Below are 15,584 nucleotides of genomic sequence, written 5' to 3'. Positions count from 1 at the left end.
AGCGAGGATGTAGTCGTATGTCGAAGCCGGAAGAGGGCGCCGTCGATCGGGCGTTCAATCGTTCGATGCTGGTGAAGCTCTTCGTGGTGGCCGCGCTGATGTTCGGCTTCGGCTTCGCGCTGATTCCGATGTATCGCGCGATCTGCCAGATCACCGGCATCAACAATCTGGTGCAGCGCGATGTCAGCGAACGCGAGGCGAAGAGCACGCAGGTCGACTACAGCCGCACCGTGTCGGTCGAGTTCGATGCGAATGCGCGCGGCCCGCTCGGTTTCAAGCCCGAGCACAATAGCCTCGACGTGCATCCGGGCGAACTGACGACGATCGTCTACGACGTGACCAACGGCCAGGGCCGGCCGGTGGTCGCCCAGGCGATTCCGAGCTACGCGCCGAAGCAGGCGACGGAGTTCTTCAAGAAGATCGAGTGCTTTTGCTTCACGCAGCAGACGCTGGCCGCGAACGAGTCGCGCAAGATGCCGGTGGTGTTCGTGATCGATCCGAAGCTGCCGAAGGACGTGAAGACGATCACGCTGTCGTACACGTTCTTCGAGCTGAATACGCCGGCCGCGCCGGCGCCCGCACCGCGCAAGACGGCGGAGCAGGGCGCAGCGAAGCCGGCCGCATGACGACGGAGACGGGGCGATGACGGAAACCAAGCGGGGCGGGTCGTTCGGCCAGGCGTTGCGAGCGGTGTTGTGGTCGTTCTTCGGCGTGCGCAAGCGGCGCGACCTGGAGGCCGATGCGACGCAGCTGAATCCGCTGCACGTGCTGATCGTCGCGTTGATCGCGGCCGGCGTGTTCATCGGCGTGCTGATCCTGATCGTGCGAGCGGTCGTCGGCTGAGGCCGGAGCCGCGAAAGAATGCAGTGCGCAGCGCCCCGGCGCTGCGTGCGGGAAAGAGCGGCGGCCGTCGCGCCGCGCAAGAAATACAGCCGGAGCGGTTTCCGGTACACAAATTGGACTGAAGTGGAGAATCAAGCATGAGCGGTCAAAACCAGACCCCGTACTATTTCGTGCCGCATCCGTCGCAGCATCCGATCAGCGCGGCCGTCGGCCTGCTGGTCATGCTCGGGTCGGTGGCGCTGTGGATCAACGGTCACGACTGGGCTCCGTACACGGCGCTGCTTGGCCTGCTGTGGTTGCTCTTCACGCTGTATCACTGGTTCGGCGACGCGATCGCCGAATCGGAAGGCGGTCACTACGGCAAGAACGTCGACAAGTCGTACCGCTGGAGCATGAGCTGGTTCATCTTCTCCGAAGTGATGTTCTTCGGCGCATTCTTCGGTGCGCTGTTCTATGCGCGCGAAATCGCGCTGCACCAGCTCGGCAGCCTCGACTACAAGCTGATCTGGCCGGACTTCTCCGCCGTGTGGCCGAACGAAGGCCCCGCCGCGCTCGCCGGGCACTTCAAGACGATGGGCCCGTGGCCGGTCCCGACGCTGAACACCGCGTTCCTGCTGGCATCGGGCGTGACGCTGACGGTGTCTCACCACGCGCTGCGCGACGATCACCGCAAGAAGGCCATCGCATGGCTCGCCGCGACGCTCGTGCTCGGTATCTGCTTCCTGTTCATGCAAGGCTTCGAGTACTACCACGCGTACAACGAACTGAACCTGACGCTGAACTCGGGCGTCTACGGCTCGACGTTCTTCCTGCTGACCGGCTTCCACGGTTTCCACGTGTTCCTCGGCGGCACGATGCTCGCGGTGGTGCTGGTGCGGATGATCCGCGGCCACTTCAAGCCCGATCACCACTTCGCATTCGAAGGCGCCGCGTGGTACTGGCACTTCGTCGACGTCGTCTGGCTCGGCCTGTACGTCGTCGTCTACTGGCTGTAAATGCAACGACGGCCCGCGCAGCGATGCGCGGGCCGTTTTCATTGGCGGGGACGGGGCAGCGGCCGGCTGCCCGTGCTCAACGCCACCGGCGCCGCCGCGACTCAGTCAGGCGGCGCTTTTGCTTGGTGGCACCGCTGTGCGGCGAAATGTCACAGCGGCGGCGGATGTATCAACGCCCGATCGGCAGGCCGGTCGAATGGATCCAGCCCATCCAGTTCGCGAACAGGATGAACAGGAACAGCGACACCGACAACCCGACGCGGGTGGCGAGCGACCAGACCATGCGTTTCGTATGGCCGCGGTCGTGCATCATGAAATACAGCGCCGAGCCCATGCTGGCGATGATCAGGACGAAGGCGATGGGAACGAGTATCTGCATGACACGAACCGGACGACGGCAATTCGAAAGGAAGAGGATAATTATCGCACTTCGCTTTCGCGAATGCGTTTCGCGGGCAGCCCGATGAAGATTCGCTGGCTGCCTGCGCTGCTGGTTCTCGTCGTCGTCGCGGGCGCGATACGCCTCGGTTTCTGGCAGCGCGACCGCGCGCACCAGAAGGAAGCGCTGCAGGCGAACATCGTCCGCTTCGAGCACGCGGCGCCCGTCGACGTCGGCGCGGAGCCGATCCCGCTCGCGTCGATCGAGTTCCACCGGGTGCGGGCGAGGGGCCGCTTCGTGCCCGAGCAAGCGGTGTTCCTCGACAATCGGCCGTATAACGACCAGCCGGGTTTTTACGTCGTGATGCCGTTTAAACTCACGGGCGGCGGCGCCGTGCTGGTGAACCGGGGCTGGCTGCCGCGCAACATCGCCGATCGCACGGCGATCGAGCCGTTCGCGACGCCCGCGGGCGACATCGAGATCGAAGGCATCGCGCGCGCCGACGCGTCCCGTGCATTCGAGCTCGGCGAAGGCGGGTCGGCTGCGCACCAGAAGATCCGGCAGAACCTGGATGTCGCCGCATATGCGAAGGAAACGGGGCTGCCGCTGCAGCCGTTCGTGATCCAGCAGACGAGCGACGACGGCGACAAGCTCGTGCGCGACTGGCCGGCGGCGACGACCGGCGTCGAGCGCAATTACGGTTACATGTTTCAGTGGTGGGGCATCGCGGCGGCCGCGCTCGGTTTCGGCCTGTACGCCGCGCGGCGTGCGGCGAAGAAGTCGGCCGGCGCGTGAGCGCAGCCCCGACGCGGCGGCAGCGCCGCGGGTTCGTTTCGAGAGGTCTGATTTGTCCATGCAATCTTCCCGTCAGAGTCCGGCCGCGTCGCCGGTTTCACCGGCGGCCCGCAAGCGCGGCCGCTGGATGCTCGTACTGCTCGGGCTCGTATGCGCGGCGCCGATCATCGCGTCGTACTTCACCTACTACGTGATCAAGCCGAAGGGCGGTTCGACCAACTACGGCACGCTGATCGAGCCGCAGCGGCCGATCCCGGCGGATCTGCAGGTCACCGACGAAACGGGCAAGACGGTGCCGCTGTCGTCGCTGCGCGGCGTGTGGCTGTTCGTGATGACCGATCGCAGCGCGTGCGACGACGCGTGCGCGCAGAAGCTCTATTTCATGCGCCAGATCCGCGTCACGCAGGCCGGCGAGCGGCACCGGATCACGATGGTGTGGCTGCGCAGCGATGCGGGCGCGATCCCGCAGAAGGTGCTCGACGCGTATCCCGACACGCGCCGCCTCGTCGCGGATCCGGCCGCGGTCGCCGCGTGGCTGCCGGCCGACACCGGCACGAAGGACAGCGACCACCTTTACATGGTCGATCCGAACGGCAACCTGATGATGCGCTTCCCGAAGAATCCGAATCCCAGCAAGATCAAGGCGGACGTGACGAAGCTGCTGAAGTGGTCGAGCATCGGCTAACGCGAGACGACGAGGCAACCATTCGATGTCGTATCTACTGCAACTCGGCCTGATCGGCTTGTGCATTGCGCTGCTGCCGCTGTCGTACGTGTGGGTGAAGGCCGACGACGACAAGTTTCGCAAGCTGGTGTGGATCACCACGTTCCTGACCCTCGACCTCGTGATGTTCGGCGGCTTCACGCGGCTCACCGATTCGGGCCTCGGCTGCCCGGACTGGCCGGGCTGCTACGGCACGTCGTCGCCGTTCATCGCTCACGCGGCGATCACGGCCGCCCACCAGGCGATGCCGACCGGCCCCGTCAGCATGACTAAGGCATGGATCGAGATGATCCACCGCTATTTCGCGATGGCGATCGGCGTGCTGATCATCGCGCAGGTCGTGATCGCGTGGTCCGCGCGGCTGCGCCGCCGTCCGCTGCACGTGTCGCCTTGGTGGCCGACGAGCCTGTTGCTGTTGATCGTCGTACAGGGCGTGTTCGGCGCGTGGACGGTCACGATGAAGCTGCAGCCGGTGATCGTCACGACCCATCTGCTGCTCGGGCTCACGCTGCTCGGCACGCTCGGCTGGCTCGCGGCGCGGCAGACGCCGCTGCCGTCGCATGATCCGGAAGCCGGCCGGCACCGCGCGGCCGCGCTCGCGGCGCTGGTGCTGCTGGTCGTGCAGATCGCGCTCGGCGGCTGGGTGAGCACCAACTACGCGGTGCTGGCCTGTACCGATTTCCCGACCTGCAACGGCCAGTGGATCCCGCCGATGAACTTCGGCCAGGGCTTCCACCTGTGGCGCGCGCTCGGAATGACGAAGGACGGCGAGGCGATCACGCAGGACGCGCTGGTCGCGATTCACTGGACTCACCGCACGTTCGCGTTCGTCGTCGTCGCGTATCTGGTCGCGTTCGCGCTGAAGATGCGCCGTTTCGAGTCGCTGCGGCGTCCGGCGAACGGTGTGCTGCTGGTCGTGCTGGTGCAGTTCCTGACGGGCCTGACCAACATCGTGCTGCAGTGGCCGCTGCCGGTTGCCGTCGCGCACAACGGCGGCGCCGCGGTCCTGCTGCTGCTCGTCGTCATGTTAAACTTTCGCATCCTTTCAAGCCGCCCCGGCCGTGTCGTGCAGCCCGCGCGCGACGCCGCCCCGGCGTGACCGTCCCCATGCAAAGCACCCTTTCCCAATCGCCCGGTAGCCGGTTTTCGCAGTACATGGCGCTGACGAAGCCGCGTGTCACGCAGCTCGCGGTGTTCTGCGCGGTGATCGGCATGTTTCTCGCGACGCCGGGCATGGTGCCGTGGCACGTGCTGATCGGCGGCACGGTCGGCATCTGGCTGCTGGCCGGCGCCGCGTTCGCGATCAACTGCCTCGTCGAGCAAAAGGTCGACGCGATGATGCGCCGCACCGCGTGGCGACCCTCCGCGCGCGGCGAGATCACGACCCCGCAGATCCTGCTGTTCTCGGCCGTGCTGGGCAGCGTCGGCGCATGGACGCTCTATACGTTCACGAACCCGCTGACGATGTGGCTGACGATCGCGACGTTTGTCGGCTACGCGGTGATCTACACGCTGCTGCTCAAGCCGATGACGCCGCAGAACATCGTGATCGGCGGCGCGTCGGGTGCGATGCCGCCGGCGCTTGGCTGGGCGGCCGTCACCGGTGCGGTGCCGGGCGATGCGTGGATCCTCGTGCTGATCATCTTCGTGTGGACGCCGCCGCATTTCTGGGTGCTCGCGCTCTATCGCCGCAAGGACTACGAGAATGCGGGGCTGCCGATGTTGCCGGTCACGCACGGCGAGAAGTACACGCGGCTGCACATCCTGCTGTATACGGTGATTCTGTTCGCGGTTGCGCTGATGCCGTTCATTTCCGGGATGAGCGGCGCCGTCTATCTGACGAGCGCGGTGCTGCTCGGCGCGGTGTTCCTCGCGTATGCGTGGAAGATCTACCGCGACTATTCGGACGAACTCGCCCGCAAGGCCTTCCGCTACTCGATCGTCTACCTGTCGCTGCTGTTCGCCGCGCTGCTCGTCGATCACTATGCACGCCCGCTGCTCGGCGTGTAACCGCACGGTTTGAACGCAATGCTCCAATCATGGTTCGGGCGCCGCGCGCGCCAAGGCTGGATGCTCGCGTGCGCACTCGCGGCAGCCGCGCTGCTCACGGGCTGCGACAACGCACCGAAATTCCAGAATCTCGACATCACCGGCAACACGCAGTTCGGCAGCGACTTCGCGCTGCCCGACACGACCGGCAAGGTGCGCACGCTCGCCGACTTCAAGGGCCGTGCCGTCGTGATGTTCTTCGGCTATACGCACTGCCCGGACGTGTGCCCGACGACGATGGCCGAACTGTCCGAAGCGCTGAAGCAGCTCGGGCCCGACGCGTCGAAACGCGTGCAGGTGCTGTTCGTGACCGTCGATCCGGAGCGCGACACGCCCGCGCTGCTCGGCCAGTACGTGCCCGCGTTCGATCCGTCGTTCATCGGTCTGCGCCCGGCCGACGAAGCGCAGCTCAAGAAGGTCACGAAGGATTTCCGCGTGTACTACGCGAAGGTGCCCGGCAATACGCCCGGCAGCTACACGATGGATCACACGGCCGCGAGCTACGTGTTCGATCGCGACGGCAAGCTGCGCCTGTTCGTGCGCGACGGCCAGGGCCCCGGCCCGTGGGTCCACGACCTGAAACTGCTGGTCGACTGAGCGGCGCACGCCGCATGAACGCGCGGGCGCCGGCCCGGCGACACGCGTGACGGGGCTGCGCCGTCACGCATTCCTCCTGCTTTCCGACGATTTCTGATACGCCGCTTGTCGCGCGCCCGGGCATGCACGCGCGCGACGTTACGGCAGCGCCGGCACGTTGAAGCCCTGCGCGGCCCGCGTGATCCTGAACTCGGTCACGCGATAGGTTGCGAGCCCTTCTGTCACGAACGGGTCGGTCTGGAGAATCGCGTCGAGTTCGTCGCGATCGATGCGCGCCGCGAGAATCATGCCGCCTTCGCGCGGCACCTTCGGGCCCGCCGCAATGAAAATCCCGCGTTCCAACAGCGGCTGCAGATACGCGCGGTGGCGTTCGAGTGCATCGTCGATGCGCTCGAGCGACGCGGTGTAGTGGATGTCGATGACGTACATGAATGGCCCCGGAATGTCGCCGGCGCATCGCGCACCGGCCAGCCGATCTTTGTAGCACAGCGGCCGTTCGATGTGGTGTCGCGCGTGGCACGCGCGCTGCGCGCATCGGGTGCGTGTATTCAAGTTGAAAGCCTCGCTGCCGTAAATACGGAAGCAACCGTTTGCGCGCGACCGGCCGTGCGCGCGCAACGCGGGCAAAGACTTCGACTTCAAGGCACGCAGATGAGCAGAATGAGTTTGAACCGCAAGCTGTGGCTCGCGCTTGCGCTGGTATGGATCGGCCTACTCGGCGTCGGTGCATGGAGTGCGTACGAGACGCGCTCGACGATGCTCGCTGAACGCAAGGAAGGCATCGCCAACCTCGTCGACTCGGCGGCCGGCATCGTGAAGGCGTATCACGCGCTCGCGCAGGCCGGCACGCTGTCCGAGGCCGATGCGAAGCGCGACGCGCTCTCGAGCCTCGCCGCGATGCGCTACGGTGAGTCCGGCTACGTATTCGTGATGGATTCGAAGCCGGTCGTGCTGATGCACCCGACGCTGCCGAAGCTGGTCGGCACGCAGGTCGGCGACTATCTCGATTCGGACGGCAAGCCGCTGTTCGTCACGATCCTGAACGCCGCGAAGGCGAGCGGCAGCGGCTTCGCCGAGTATCGCGGCCGCCTCCCGCACAGCGAGACCGCGGTGCCGAAGATCAGCTACGTCACGCGCTTCGCGCCGTGGGACTGGAACATCTCGAGCGGCGTGTTCCTGAAGGACATCGATACCGTCTACTACCGCACGCTGTTCGGCCACCTTGCGGTCGTGCTCGTGATCGGCTTCGTGATCAGCGCGGCGATGCTCGTGATCATCCGCAACGTGCGCGGCAGCCTCGGCGGCGAGCCGGACGAAGCAGCCGCGCTGGCGACGCGCATCGCTCAGGGCGATCTCACGCGGCCGGTACCGGTGCGAGCCGGCGATCGCACGAGCATGATGGCGGCAATGCGCGACATGCAGGCGCGGCTGCAGGCGACGATCGGCGGGATCCGCCAGTCGGCCGAGTCGATCGCGTCGGCGAGCCGCGAGATCGCGTCCGGCAACGACGACCTGTCGCAGCGCACCGAGGAGCAGGCCGCGTCGCTCGAGGAAACGGCTGCGAGCATGGAGCAGCTGACCGCGACGGTGAAGCAGAATGCCGACAACGCGCGGCAGGCGAGCGGGCTCGCGAACAATGCCTCGGAGATCGCGCGGGCGGGCAATGACGTCGTGAGCCGCGTGATCGGCACGATGGGCGAGATCGACGACAGTTCGCGCAAGATCGCCGACATCATTGGCGTGATCGAAGGCATTGCATTCCAGACCAACATCCTCGCGCTGAACGCGGCGGTCGAGGCCGCGCGCGCCGGCGAGCAGGGCCGCGGCTTCGCGGTGGTCGCGGGCGAGGTGCGCTCGCTCGCGCAACGCAGCGCGACGGCCGCGAAGGAGATCCGCGCGCTGATCGTCGATTCGGTCGAGCGTGTGCGCAACGGTTCGACGCTGGTCGGGCAGGCCGGCACGACGATGGGCGAGATCCTGCAGGCGGTCGCGCGCGTGACCGACATCATGGGCGAGATCGCGGCCGCGTCCGAGGAGCAGGCGAGCGGCATCACGCAGGTCGGGCGCGCGGTCACGCAGATGGACCAGGTCACGCAGCAGAACGCGGCGCTGGTCGAGCAGGCCGCGGCGGCGGCCGCGTCGCTGCAGGAGCAGGCCGGGAAACTGCGCGACGCGGTCGGCGCATTCCGGGTCGCCGAAGCGGGCGGCGGCGCCCGTTGAAATGCAACCGATCGCCGGGTCGCGCGGGCGCACCCGGCACCGTCGCAGTGCATACCCATATGAGCGGGATGTATTTCACTTCCGGCCGATCCTGTGACACCATTTGCGCCTTCGTGCGAGTCCGGGCATACCCGTATCGCGCCCCATTTTTCAGTTAGCAAGAAAGCGAGAAACAGATGAAGCGTCGCAGTCTCCTGAAGGTATTTTCCGTGCTGGCCACCGGCGCAGCGCTGACGCTGTCGGCGGGCGCGCACGCCGACGACAAGGTGATCAAGGTCGGCACGGTCGCCGGCCCGGATGCGGAAGTGTGGCAGGTCGTGCAGAAGGTCGCGAAGGAGAAGGAAGGCCTGAACGTGAAGGTCATCGAGTTCAACGACTACGTGCAGCCGAACGCGGCGCTCGACGCGGGCGACCTCGACGCGAACAGCTTCCAGCACCAGCCGTACCTCGACAGCCAGGTGAAACAGCGCGGCTACAAGATCGTCAGCGCGGGCCTCACCTACATTTCGCCGATCGGCGTGTACTCGAAGAAGTTCAAGTCGCTGAAGGATCTGCCGCAAGGCGCGAAGCTCGCGGTGCCGAACGATCCGTCGAACGAGAACCGCGCGCTGCTGCTGCTTCAGACGCAAGGCGTGATCAAGCTGAAGGCGGGCGCGGGCACCGGCGGCAACAATGCGACGGTGCTCGACATCGCCGAGAACCCGAAGAAGCTGAAGATTTCCGAGCTCGACGCCGCGCAACTGCCGCGCGTGCTGTCGGACGTCGACGCGGCCGTGATCAACACGAACTACGCGCTCGCCGCGAACCTGCAGCCGACCAAGGATGCGATCGCGCTCGAATCGCTGACGAGCCCGTACGCGAACCTGATCGCCGTGCGCGCGAAGGACAAGGATCAGCCGTGGGTGAAGAAGCTGGTCAAGGCGTACCAGTCGCCGGAAGTGAAGGAATTCATCAAGAAGCAGTTCAAGGGCTCGATGGTCGCGTCGTTCTGAACGCCGCACCGTTGTCCGACCGCTGAAACGAAAGGGCCTGCATCGCGCAGGCCCTTTTTCATTGCCGTGTCCGGCGTTCAGCGCGCGCTCACATCTCGCCGCGCCGCGAGCAGATCGCCATGATCTGCTGGATCGCATAGTTGTCGCGCACACCCGGCAGCGATTGCACGACGCACTCGTGAAAGCGTCGCTCGCGCGGCAGCAGCATCGCGTTGTTGCGGTACAGCGCGTCGCACGAGCGCTGGATCAGCTGCGCGGCCACGCCGTTGCGGCTCTCGCGCAGCGCGCCCAGCATGCAGTCGTCGTATTGCGCGTTGCCGTCGGTCAGCGCGAGCGCCGCGCCCGGCAGCGCCAGCGTCAGCGCGGCAACCGCCTCGGCAACCGCACGGAACCCCCGTTTCATACGCCCTCCGATGGCATGGACTGGGTCGGCCGACAGCATAGCGTAAAGCGGCGCGGGCGGCTGGCGCGTTGCATCGAAGCGGGCTGCAAAGGGCTGCCGGCCGGGCTTTCGGCGGATTGTGCGGGCGCGCCCGCACGCGGCGGCCGTGCTGGGCGCGAAAGCGTTCAGTCAGGCGGTGGTCTGCGGAAATGGTATCCTCGTGCGTTCGCCGCCGCGCGCCTTCCCGGGGCCCGCGCGGGGCCGCTGCCGCCTCCGCCGTCACCCGGCTACGCGCGCTCGGCACCTGCATGACGGCGGCGGGAATCCATCATCCAGAACCGACACAAATACGGGGGAGACTCACCCATGAAGCGTTTCAAGACTTTCGCGATCCGTTCGATCACGGCCGGCGTCGCTGCGCTCGCGCTGGCGGGCGCCGCGCACGCGCAGACCGTCAAGGTGCTGTCGATCGTCGATCACCCGGCGCTCGATGCGATCCGCGACGGCGTGCGCGCGGAACTGAAGGCCGAAGGCTACGGCGACGACAAGCTCAAGTGGGAATACCAGAGCGCGCAGGGCAACACGGGCACGGCTGCGCAGATCGCGCGCAAGTTCGTCGGCGACCAGCCGGACGTAATCGTCGCGATTGCGACGCCGGCCGCGCAGGCGGTCGTCGCGTCGACCAAGAGCGTGCCGGTCGTGTATTCGGGTGTGACCGATCCGGTCGCGGCGCAGCTCGTGAAGGGCTGGGGTCCGTCGGGCGCCAACGTGACCGGCGTGTCCGACAAGCTGCCGCTCGACCGCCAGGTCGCGCTGATCAAGCGCGTCGTGCCGAAGGCAAAGACGGTCGGCATGGTGTACAACCCGGGCGAGGCGAACTCGGTCGTCGTCGTGAAGGAGCTCAAGGAGATCCTCGCGAAGCAGGGGATGACGCTGAAGGAAGCGGCCGCGCCGCGCACCGTCGACATCGGCCCGGCCGCGAAGAGCCTGATCGGCAAGGTCGACGTGATCTATACGAATACCGACAACAACGTCGTGTCCGCGTACGAAGCGCTCGTGAAGGTCGCGAACGAGGCGAAGATTCCGCTCGTCGCCGGCGACACCGACAGCGTGAAGCGCGGCGGCATCGCGGCGCTCGGCATCAACTACGGCGACCTCGGCCGGCAGACCGGCAAGGTCGTCGCGCGCATCCTGAAGGGCGAGAAGCCGGGCGCGATCGCGTCGGAGACGAGCAGCAACCTCGAGCTGTTCGTGAACACGGGCGCGGCCGCGAAGCAGGGCGTCACGCTGTCGCCGGACCTCGTGAAGGAAGCGAAGACGGTCATCAAGTAAGCCGCGGCCGGCGATCGCCGCGCGCGGCCGGCCCGATCCGGGCCTGAACGAAACCGCCGGACGGGCGGCTCTTACCCGGGCCGCCCGTCCGTTTTGCCGGCCATACATGCCCGGCCGTACACGTCCGGCCGGCAAGCAACAGGATTTCCCCATCATGTCTCTGTTCTCGTTTCTGGGCGCGCTGGAGATCGGCCTGATCTTCAGCCTCGTCGCCCTCGGGGTGCTGATTTCGTTCCGCATCCTCAACTTCCCCGATCTCACGGTCGACGGCAGCTTTCCGCTCGGCGGCGCCGTCGCCGCAACGCTGATCTCTGCCGGCCACGACCCGTTCACGTCGACCGTGATCGCGATCGTTGCCGGCGCGCTGGCGGGCTTCGTCACCGGCTGGCTCAACGTGCGGCTGAAGATCATGGACCTGCTCGCCAGCATCCTGATGATGATCGCGCTCTACTCGGTGAACCTGCGGATCATGGGCCGGCCGAACGTGCCGCTCATCACCGAGCCGACCGTCTTTACCGTACTGCAGCCGGACTGGATGCCCGACTACGTGCTGCGCCCGGCGCTGCTCGCGATCGTCGTCGTGGTCGCGAAGCTCGGCCTCGACTGGTTCTTCTCGTCGCAGCTCGGCCTCGCGATGCGTGCGACTGGCGCGAACCCGCGGATGGCGCGCGCGCAAGGCATCGCGACGGGGCGGGCGACGCTCGCCGGGATGGCGCTGTCGAATGCGCTCGTCGCGCTCGCAGGCGCGTTGTTCGCGCAGACGCAGGGCGGTGCGGACATCTCGATGGGGATCGGCACGATCGTGATCGGGCTGGCCGCCGTGATCATCGGCGAGACGCTGCTGCCCGCGCGCCGGCTCGTGCTGACGACGCTCGCCGTCGTGCTCGGCGCGATCGTCTACCGCTTCTTCATCGCGCTGGCGCTGAACAGCGAATTCATCGGCCTGAAGGCGCAGGACCTGAACCTCGTGACGGCCGCGCTCGTCACGATCGCGCTGGTGCTGCCGGCGACGCGCAAGAAGCTGTTCGCGCGCAAGAACGGAGGGGCATGACATGCTGTCCGCACAAGACCTCAAACTCACGTTCAATCCCGGCACGCCGATCGAGACGCGTGCGCTGCGCGGGCTGTCGCTCGAGATTCCCGACGGCCAGTTCGTCGCGGTGATTGGCTCGAACGGCGCCGGCAAGTCGACCTTCCTCAATGCGGTCAGCGGCGACCAGCGCGTCGATTCGGGGCGCATCGCGATCGACGGCATCGACGTCACGCGCCAGCCGGCGTGGGACCGCGCGCCGCTCGTCGCGCGCGTGTTCCAGGATCCGATGGCCGGCACCTGCGAGGCGCTGACGATCGAGGAGAACATGGCGCTCGCGATGGCGCGCGGTGCGCGGCGCGGCTTTCGCGCGGCGCTCGACCGGCCGTCGCGCGAGCTGTTTCGCGACAAGCTGCGGCTGTTGAACCTTGGGCTGGAAAACCGGCTCACCGACCGGATCGGGCTGCTGTCGGGCGGCCAGCGGCAGGCGGTGAGCCTGCTGATGGCGTCGCTGCGGCCGTCGCGGATCCTGCTGCTCGACGAGCATACGGCCGCGCTCGACCCGAAGACGGCGGCGTTCGTGCTGGAACTGACCGCGCGCATCGTCAACGAAAGCAAGCTGACGACGATGATGGTCACGCACAGCATGCGGCAGGCGCTCGATTACGGCGACCGCACGGTGATGCTGCACCAGGGCCAGGTCGTGCTCGACGTGTCGGGCGATGCACGCCGCGGGCTCGACGTGCCCGATCTGCTGCACATGTTCGAGAAGGTGCGGCACGAGCAGCTCGACGACGACGCGTTGCTGCTCGGGTAACGGGCGGGAAGCGGGCCGCCGGCACGGGATGCGGGGTGCGTGCCGCCGTGGCGGTTGGCTTGCGTCGCGCGCCCGTGCGGGCCGGTTCGCCGGTGTTTTCGACGCCGGACGATGGCGGTGGGCGCTCGCGGGGCGTTCGCCCTGCCCGAGGCGGGCGCGGCAGGCGCGGTGTACCGTAACCGGACGCAGGCGCCTCCTTTCCGGCTCTCTCTAGTCTGACGAAAAGCCGGTTTCGTCCCAGTACTGTGCGGCACGAGCGCATTGCCATATACTGTATATCCATACAGTTGTGGGTGGCGTCATGCTCGCATCCTCCATTTCCCCCGAATCCCTTCATCCCTCTCTGTGGCGAGGCTCGCAGCTCGCGCGCGGCGGCCCGCGCACGATCGACACGGGCTTCGCGCCGCTGTCCGCCGAGCTGCCGGGTGGCGGGTGGCCCGTCGGCGGGCTCGTCGAACTGCTGGCCGCGCAACCTGGCTGCGGCGAGATGCGGCTGCTCGCGCCCGCGCTTGCGCGCACCGTCAGCGCGCGGCGTCCGCTTGCGCTCGTCGCGCCGCCGCACGCACCGCATGCGGCCGCGCTCGCCAGCCTCGGCGTGCCGTCCGATGCGCTGCTGTGGCTGCGCGCCGGCAGCCGCACGGATGCCTTGTGGGCCGCCGAGCAGGCGCTCAAGGCGGGCTGCTGCGGCGCGCTGTTGCTCTGGCAGGACGCGCGGCCCGATGCGCTGCGGCGCCTGCATCTCGCGGCCGCGCGCACCGGCGATACGCTGTTCGTGATGCTGCGCCCGCTGTCGGCCGCGCGGCAGCCGTCGCCGGCCGTGCTGCGCGTCGCGCTGCACCCGGTGCCGGGCGGCGTGTCGCTCGACATCGTCAAGCGTCGCGGGCCCGCGCGCAGCGAGCCGCTCGAGCTCGATTTGCCGTCGCCCATCGTGGAGAGCCGCTATGCGCGTCTTGCTCGGCATCCATCTGCCGCGCCTGCCGCTCGACGTGTGCGCCGCGCCGCCGTCTGACGCAGCGGCCGGCGAGGCCGGCTGTGCGGTGCTCGAGCAGGGCGTCGTGCTGATCGCCGATGCGGCTGCGCGCCGGCAGGGCGTGCGTGCGGGCATGAAGCGCGGCGGCGTGCTGACGCTCGCGCCCGACACGCGGCTCGTCGAACGCGATCCCGCCCGCGAGGCCGATGCACTGCGCGCGGTCGCGCTCGCGTTGCTGCGCTTCTCGCCGTGCGTCGCGCTCGACGACGAAGCGACGCTGATCGTCGACGTCGGCCCGAGCCTGCGCCTGTTCGGCGGGCTGCCGGCGCTGTGCCGCCAGGTGCGGGCAACACTCGCGGCGCTCGGCTATGCGGCACGCCTGTCCGCCGCGCCGACCGGGCGCGGCGCGTGGCTGCTCGCACGCACGTCGGCGCGGGCGCGCATCCGGCGCCGCGTGGCTGCGCCGGCTTCGCTCGTCCGCACGCTCGACCGGTTGCCGTGCGTGCTGCTGCCCGATGCGCGTCCATATGCAGGCTGGTTCGACGGCCTCGGCTGCCGCACGCTCGCCGATCTGCGAGGCCTGCCGCGCGCGGGGCTGCAGCGCCGCTGCGGTCCGGCGCTGCTCGCCGCGCTCGATCGCGCGTACGGCGATGCGGTCGAGCCGCTCGCATGGATGGCGGTGCCGCCCGTGTTCGACGTACGGCTCGAGTTGCCGGAGCGCGTCGAATACGCGGAAGCCGTGCTGTTCGCCGCGCGGCGGCTCGTCGTGCAGCTCTGCGGGTGGCTTGCCGCGCGGCAGCTGTCGCTTGCCGCGATGACGTTCGATCTCGAGCACGAGCGCGGCCGCCAGGCCGTGCCGCCGACGCCGCTCGAGCTTGCGTTCGCGGCTCCGGTGCGCGACGAAGCGCACTTCATGCGGCTGCTCGGCGAGCGGCTCGCGCGCGTCGAGTTGCCGGCCGCGGTGATCGCGGTGCGGCTGAAGGCCACGCGCGTCGAATCGGTCGCGCCGCCGGCCGACGATCTGTTTCCCGAGCCGGGCGGCACGAAAGAGACGCGCGCACGCTTGCTCGAACTGCTGGTCGCTCGGCTCGGCGCGGACAACGTGCTGCGCGCGGCGCCCGTCGCCGATTACCGGCCGGAGGCCGCGAACCGCTGGCTGCCGCTCGATGCGCAGGCAGGCAAGCCGGCCGGCGGGCTGCCGGCCGCGCCGCCGCGTCCCGCGTGGCTGTTGGCCGAGCCGTTGCCGCTGCTGATGCGCGGCGAGCGGCCGGTATTTCATACGCCGCTGCGGATGATGTCGTCGACGGAGCGGATCGAGGCCGGGTGGTTCGACGGTCAGCTCGCTGCCCGCGATTACCACGTCGCGCAGGACGAAGCCGGTGCGTGCTATTGGGTGTTCAGGGAGCGAGCGGGGAGCGAGTCCGAACCGCACTGGTTCCTGCACGGGCTGTTCGGGTGA

Annotated in this window: 18 protein-coding genes; 15 read left to right on the top strand and 3 right to left on the bottom strand. The window is 67.9% G+C overall.

What is annotated here, in order from left to right:
- Window positions 1-17 precede the first annotated feature (17 nt).
- From KDW55_RS07270 to KDW55_RS07260, 3 genes are all read left to right on the top strand, one after another.
- Window positions 18-626 carry a cytochrome c oxidase assembly protein gene (locus tag KDW55_RS07270; protein WP_040142108.1) on the top strand — a complete coding sequence of 203 codons (609 nt, stop codon included), beginning with the start codon at window positions 18-20 and terminating at the stop codon, window positions 624-626.
- A 16-nt stretch (window positions 627-642) separates the two neighbouring features.
- The gene (locus KDW55_RS07265; protein ID WP_040142106.1) at window positions 643-843 is read left to right on the top strand and encodes a DUF2970 domain-containing protein; all 201 of its coding nucleotides are present in this window, start codon (window positions 643-645) and stop codon (window positions 841-843) included.
- A gap of 137 nt (window positions 844-980) precedes the next feature.
- Window positions 981-1,838: a cytochrome c oxidase subunit 3 gene (locus KDW55_RS07260; RefSeq protein ID WP_040142103.1), complete on the top strand. Its 858-nt coding sequence runs from the start codon at window positions 981-983 to the stop codon at window positions 1,836-1,838.
- Window positions 1,839-2,007: 169 nt separating this feature from the next.
- Here KDW55_RS07260 and KDW55_RS07255 read toward each other — a convergent pair whose 3' ends face one another.
- Window positions 2,008-2,217, bottom strand: a complete 210-nt coding sequence (locus KDW55_RS07255; RefSeq protein WP_212160836.1) for a twin transmembrane helix small protein — start codon at window positions 2,215-2,217, stop codon at window positions 2,008-2,010.
- An 84-nt stretch (window positions 2,218-2,301) separates the two neighbouring features.
- Here KDW55_RS07255 and KDW55_RS07250 point away from each other — a divergent pair, with 84 nt between their 5' ends.
- The 5 genes from KDW55_RS07250 to KDW55_RS07230 are packed head-to-tail and all read left to right on the top strand — an operon-like array spanning window position 2,302 to window position 6,382.
- On the top strand, window positions 2,302-3,012 hold the full coding sequence (locus KDW55_RS07250) for an SURF1 family protein (protein WP_040144799.1): 711 nt from the start codon (window positions 2,302-2,304) through the stop codon (window positions 3,010-3,012).
- Window positions 3,013-3,070: 58 nt separating this feature from the next.
- A complete protein-coding gene (locus tag KDW55_RS07245; protein WP_069241777.1) occupies window positions 3,071-3,697 on the top strand; it encodes a cytochrome C oxidase subunit I in 627 nt (208 codons plus the stop codon).
- Window positions 3,698-3,722: 25 nt separating this feature from the next.
- On the top strand, window positions 3,723-4,835 hold the full coding sequence (locus KDW55_RS07240; RefSeq protein ID WP_212160837.1) for a COX15/CtaA family protein: 1,113 nt from the start codon (window positions 3,723-3,725) through the stop codon (window positions 4,833-4,835).
- 8 nt (window positions 4,836-4,843) lie between these two features.
- Window positions 4,844-5,746 (top strand): heme o synthase, encoded by a 903-nt coding sequence (gene cyoE, locus KDW55_RS07235; RefSeq protein WP_040142097.1) that lies wholly within the window; start codon window positions 4,844-4,846, stop codon window positions 5,744-5,746.
- 18 nt (window positions 5,747-5,764) lie between these two features.
- On the top strand, window positions 5,765-6,382 hold the full coding sequence (locus KDW55_RS07230) for an SCO family protein (RefSeq protein ID WP_069241776.1): 618 nt from the start codon (window positions 5,765-5,767) through the stop codon (window positions 6,380-6,382).
- Between the two features lie 138 nt (window positions 6,383-6,520).
- Here the strand turns inward: KDW55_RS07230 and KDW55_RS07225 are convergent, their stop codons facing one another.
- Window positions 6,521-6,811: a YciI family protein gene (locus KDW55_RS07225; RefSeq protein ID WP_040144798.1), complete on the bottom strand. Its 291-nt coding sequence runs from the start codon at window positions 6,809-6,811 to the stop codon at window positions 6,521-6,523.
- Window positions 6,812-7,033: 222 nt separating this feature from the next.
- Here KDW55_RS07225 and KDW55_RS07220 point away from each other — a divergent pair, with 222 nt between their 5' ends.
- Both KDW55_RS07220 and KDW55_RS07215 read left to right on the top strand, forming a co-directional pair.
- Entirely contained in the window at window positions 7,034-8,602 is a 1,569-nt protein-coding gene (locus KDW55_RS07220) for a methyl-accepting chemotaxis protein (protein WP_069241775.1), read from the top strand.
- 176 nt (window positions 8,603-8,778) lie between these two features.
- Window positions 8,779-9,594, top strand: a complete 816-nt coding sequence (locus KDW55_RS07215) for a MetQ/NlpA family ABC transporter substrate-binding protein (protein ID WP_040142089.1) — start codon at window positions 8,779-8,781, stop codon at window positions 9,592-9,594.
- Between the two features lie 88 nt (window positions 9,595-9,682).
- On the opposite strand, the gene KDW55_RS07210 is transcribed toward KDW55_RS07215, so the two are convergent.
- The gene (locus KDW55_RS07210; protein ID WP_040142087.1) at window positions 9,683-9,997 is read right to left on the bottom strand and encodes a VF_A0006 family four-cysteine protein; all 315 of its coding nucleotides are present in this window, start codon (window positions 9,995-9,997) and stop codon (window positions 9,683-9,685) included.
- Window positions 9,998-10,342: 345 nt separating this feature from the next.
- Here KDW55_RS07210 and KDW55_RS07205 point away from each other — a divergent pair, with 345 nt between their 5' ends.
- The 5 genes from KDW55_RS07205 (at window position 10,343) to KDW55_RS07185 (ending at window position 15,584) form a co-directional block, all read left to right on the top strand.
- Window positions 10,343-11,308 (top strand): ABC transporter substrate-binding protein, encoded by a 966-nt coding sequence (locus KDW55_RS07205; RefSeq protein ID WP_069241774.1) that lies wholly within the window; start codon window positions 10,343-10,345, stop codon window positions 11,306-11,308.
- 154 nt (window positions 11,309-11,462) lie between these two features.
- Complete coding sequence (locus KDW55_RS07200; RefSeq protein ID WP_040142082.1) at window positions 11,463-12,359, top strand: ABC transporter permease; 897 nt, start codon at window positions 11,463-11,465, stop codon at window positions 12,357-12,359.
- Window position 12,360: 1 nt separating this feature from the next.
- Window positions 12,361-13,155, top strand: a complete 795-nt coding sequence (locus tag KDW55_RS07195) for an ABC transporter ATP-binding protein (protein ID WP_059544716.1) — start codon at window positions 12,361-12,363, stop codon at window positions 13,153-13,155.
- A gap of 301 nt (window positions 13,156-13,456) precedes the next feature.
- Window positions 13,457-14,164, top strand: coding sequence for a translesion DNA synthesis-associated protein ImuA (gene imuA / locus KDW55_RS07190; protein WP_040142078.1), 708 nt, complete (start codon window positions 13,457-13,459; stop codon window positions 14,162-14,164).
- Window positions 14,097-15,584 (top strand): DNA polymerase Y family protein, encoded by a 1,488-nt coding sequence (locus KDW55_RS07185; RefSeq protein ID WP_040142075.1) that lies wholly within the window; start codon window positions 14,097-14,099, stop codon window positions 15,582-15,584. The genes imuA and KDW55_RS07185 overlap by 68 nt, the downstream gene beginning before the upstream one ends.

The sequence above is a fragment of the Burkholderia sp. AU19243 genome (assembly GCF_018148075.1).
In the GTDB taxonomy this organism is placed as follows: domain Bacteria; phylum Pseudomonadota; class Gammaproteobacteria; order Burkholderiales; family Burkholderiaceae; genus Burkholderia; species Burkholderia latens_A.
The sequence above is the reverse complement of the archived record's forward strand: the minus strand, read 5'-3'. Positions and strand labels throughout refer to the sequence as shown.

What these genes read in the sequence shown, in the direction of transcription:
- KDW55_RS07270 (WP_040142108.1), top strand. Translation starts at nt 18, where the DNA reads ATGTCGAAGCCGGAAGAGGGCGCCGTCGATCGGGCGTTCAATCGTTCG.
- KDW55_RS07265 (WP_040142106.1), top strand. Translation starts at nt 643, where the DNA reads ATGACGGAAACCAAGCGGGGCGGGTCGTTCGGCCAGGCGTTGCGAGCG.
- KDW55_RS07260 (WP_040142103.1), top strand. Translation starts at nt 981, where the DNA reads ATGAGCGGTCAAAACCAGACCCCGTACTATTTCGTGCCGCATCCGTCG.
- KDW55_RS07255 (WP_212160836.1), bottom strand. Translation starts at nt 2,217, where the DNA reads ATGCAGATACTCGTTCCCATCGCCTTCGTCCTGATCATCGCCAGCATG.
- KDW55_RS07250 (WP_040144799.1), top strand. Translation starts at nt 2,302, where the DNA reads ATGAAGATTCGCTGGCTGCCTGCGCTGCTGGTTCTCGTCGTCGTCGCG.
- KDW55_RS07245 (WP_069241777.1), top strand. Translation starts at nt 3,071, where the DNA reads ATGCAATCTTCCCGTCAGAGTCCGGCCGCGTCGCCGGTTTCACCGGCG.
- KDW55_RS07240 (WP_212160837.1), top strand. Translation starts at nt 3,723, where the DNA reads ATGTCGTATCTACTGCAACTCGGCCTGATCGGCTTGTGCATTGCGCTG.
- cyoE (WP_040142097.1), top strand. Translation starts at nt 4,844, where the DNA reads ATGCAAAGCACCCTTTCCCAATCGCCCGGTAGCCGGTTTTCGCAGTAC.
- KDW55_RS07230 (WP_069241776.1), top strand. Translation starts at nt 5,765, where the DNA reads ATGCTCCAATCATGGTTCGGGCGCCGCGCGCGCCAAGGCTGGATGCTC.
- KDW55_RS07225 (WP_040144798.1), bottom strand. Translation starts at nt 6,811, where the DNA reads ATGTACGTCATCGACATCCACTACACCGCGTCGCTCGAGCGCATCGAC.
- KDW55_RS07220 (WP_069241775.1), top strand. Translation starts at nt 7,034, where the DNA reads ATGAGCAGAATGAGTTTGAACCGCAAGCTGTGGCTCGCGCTTGCGCTG.
- KDW55_RS07215 (WP_040142089.1), top strand. Translation starts at nt 8,779, where the DNA reads ATGAAGCGTCGCAGTCTCCTGAAGGTATTTTCCGTGCTGGCCACCGGC.
- KDW55_RS07210 (WP_040142087.1), bottom strand. Translation starts at nt 9,997, where the DNA reads ATGAAACGGGGGTTCCGTGCGGTTGCCGAGGCGGTTGCCGCGCTGACG.
- KDW55_RS07205 (WP_069241774.1), top strand. Translation starts at nt 10,343, where the DNA reads ATGAAGCGTTTCAAGACTTTCGCGATCCGTTCGATCACGGCCGGCGTC.
- KDW55_RS07200 (WP_040142082.1), top strand. Translation starts at nt 11,463, where the DNA reads ATGTCTCTGTTCTCGTTTCTGGGCGCGCTGGAGATCGGCCTGATCTTC.
- KDW55_RS07195 (WP_059544716.1), top strand. Translation starts at nt 12,361, where the DNA reads ATGCTGTCCGCACAAGACCTCAAACTCACGTTCAATCCCGGCACGCCG.
- imuA (WP_040142078.1), top strand. Translation starts at nt 13,457, where the DNA reads ATGCTCGCATCCTCCATTTCCCCCGAATCCCTTCATCCCTCTCTGTGG.
- KDW55_RS07185 (WP_040142075.1), top strand. Translation starts at nt 14,097, where the DNA reads ATGCGCGTCTTGCTCGGCATCCATCTGCCGCGCCTGCCGCTCGACGTG.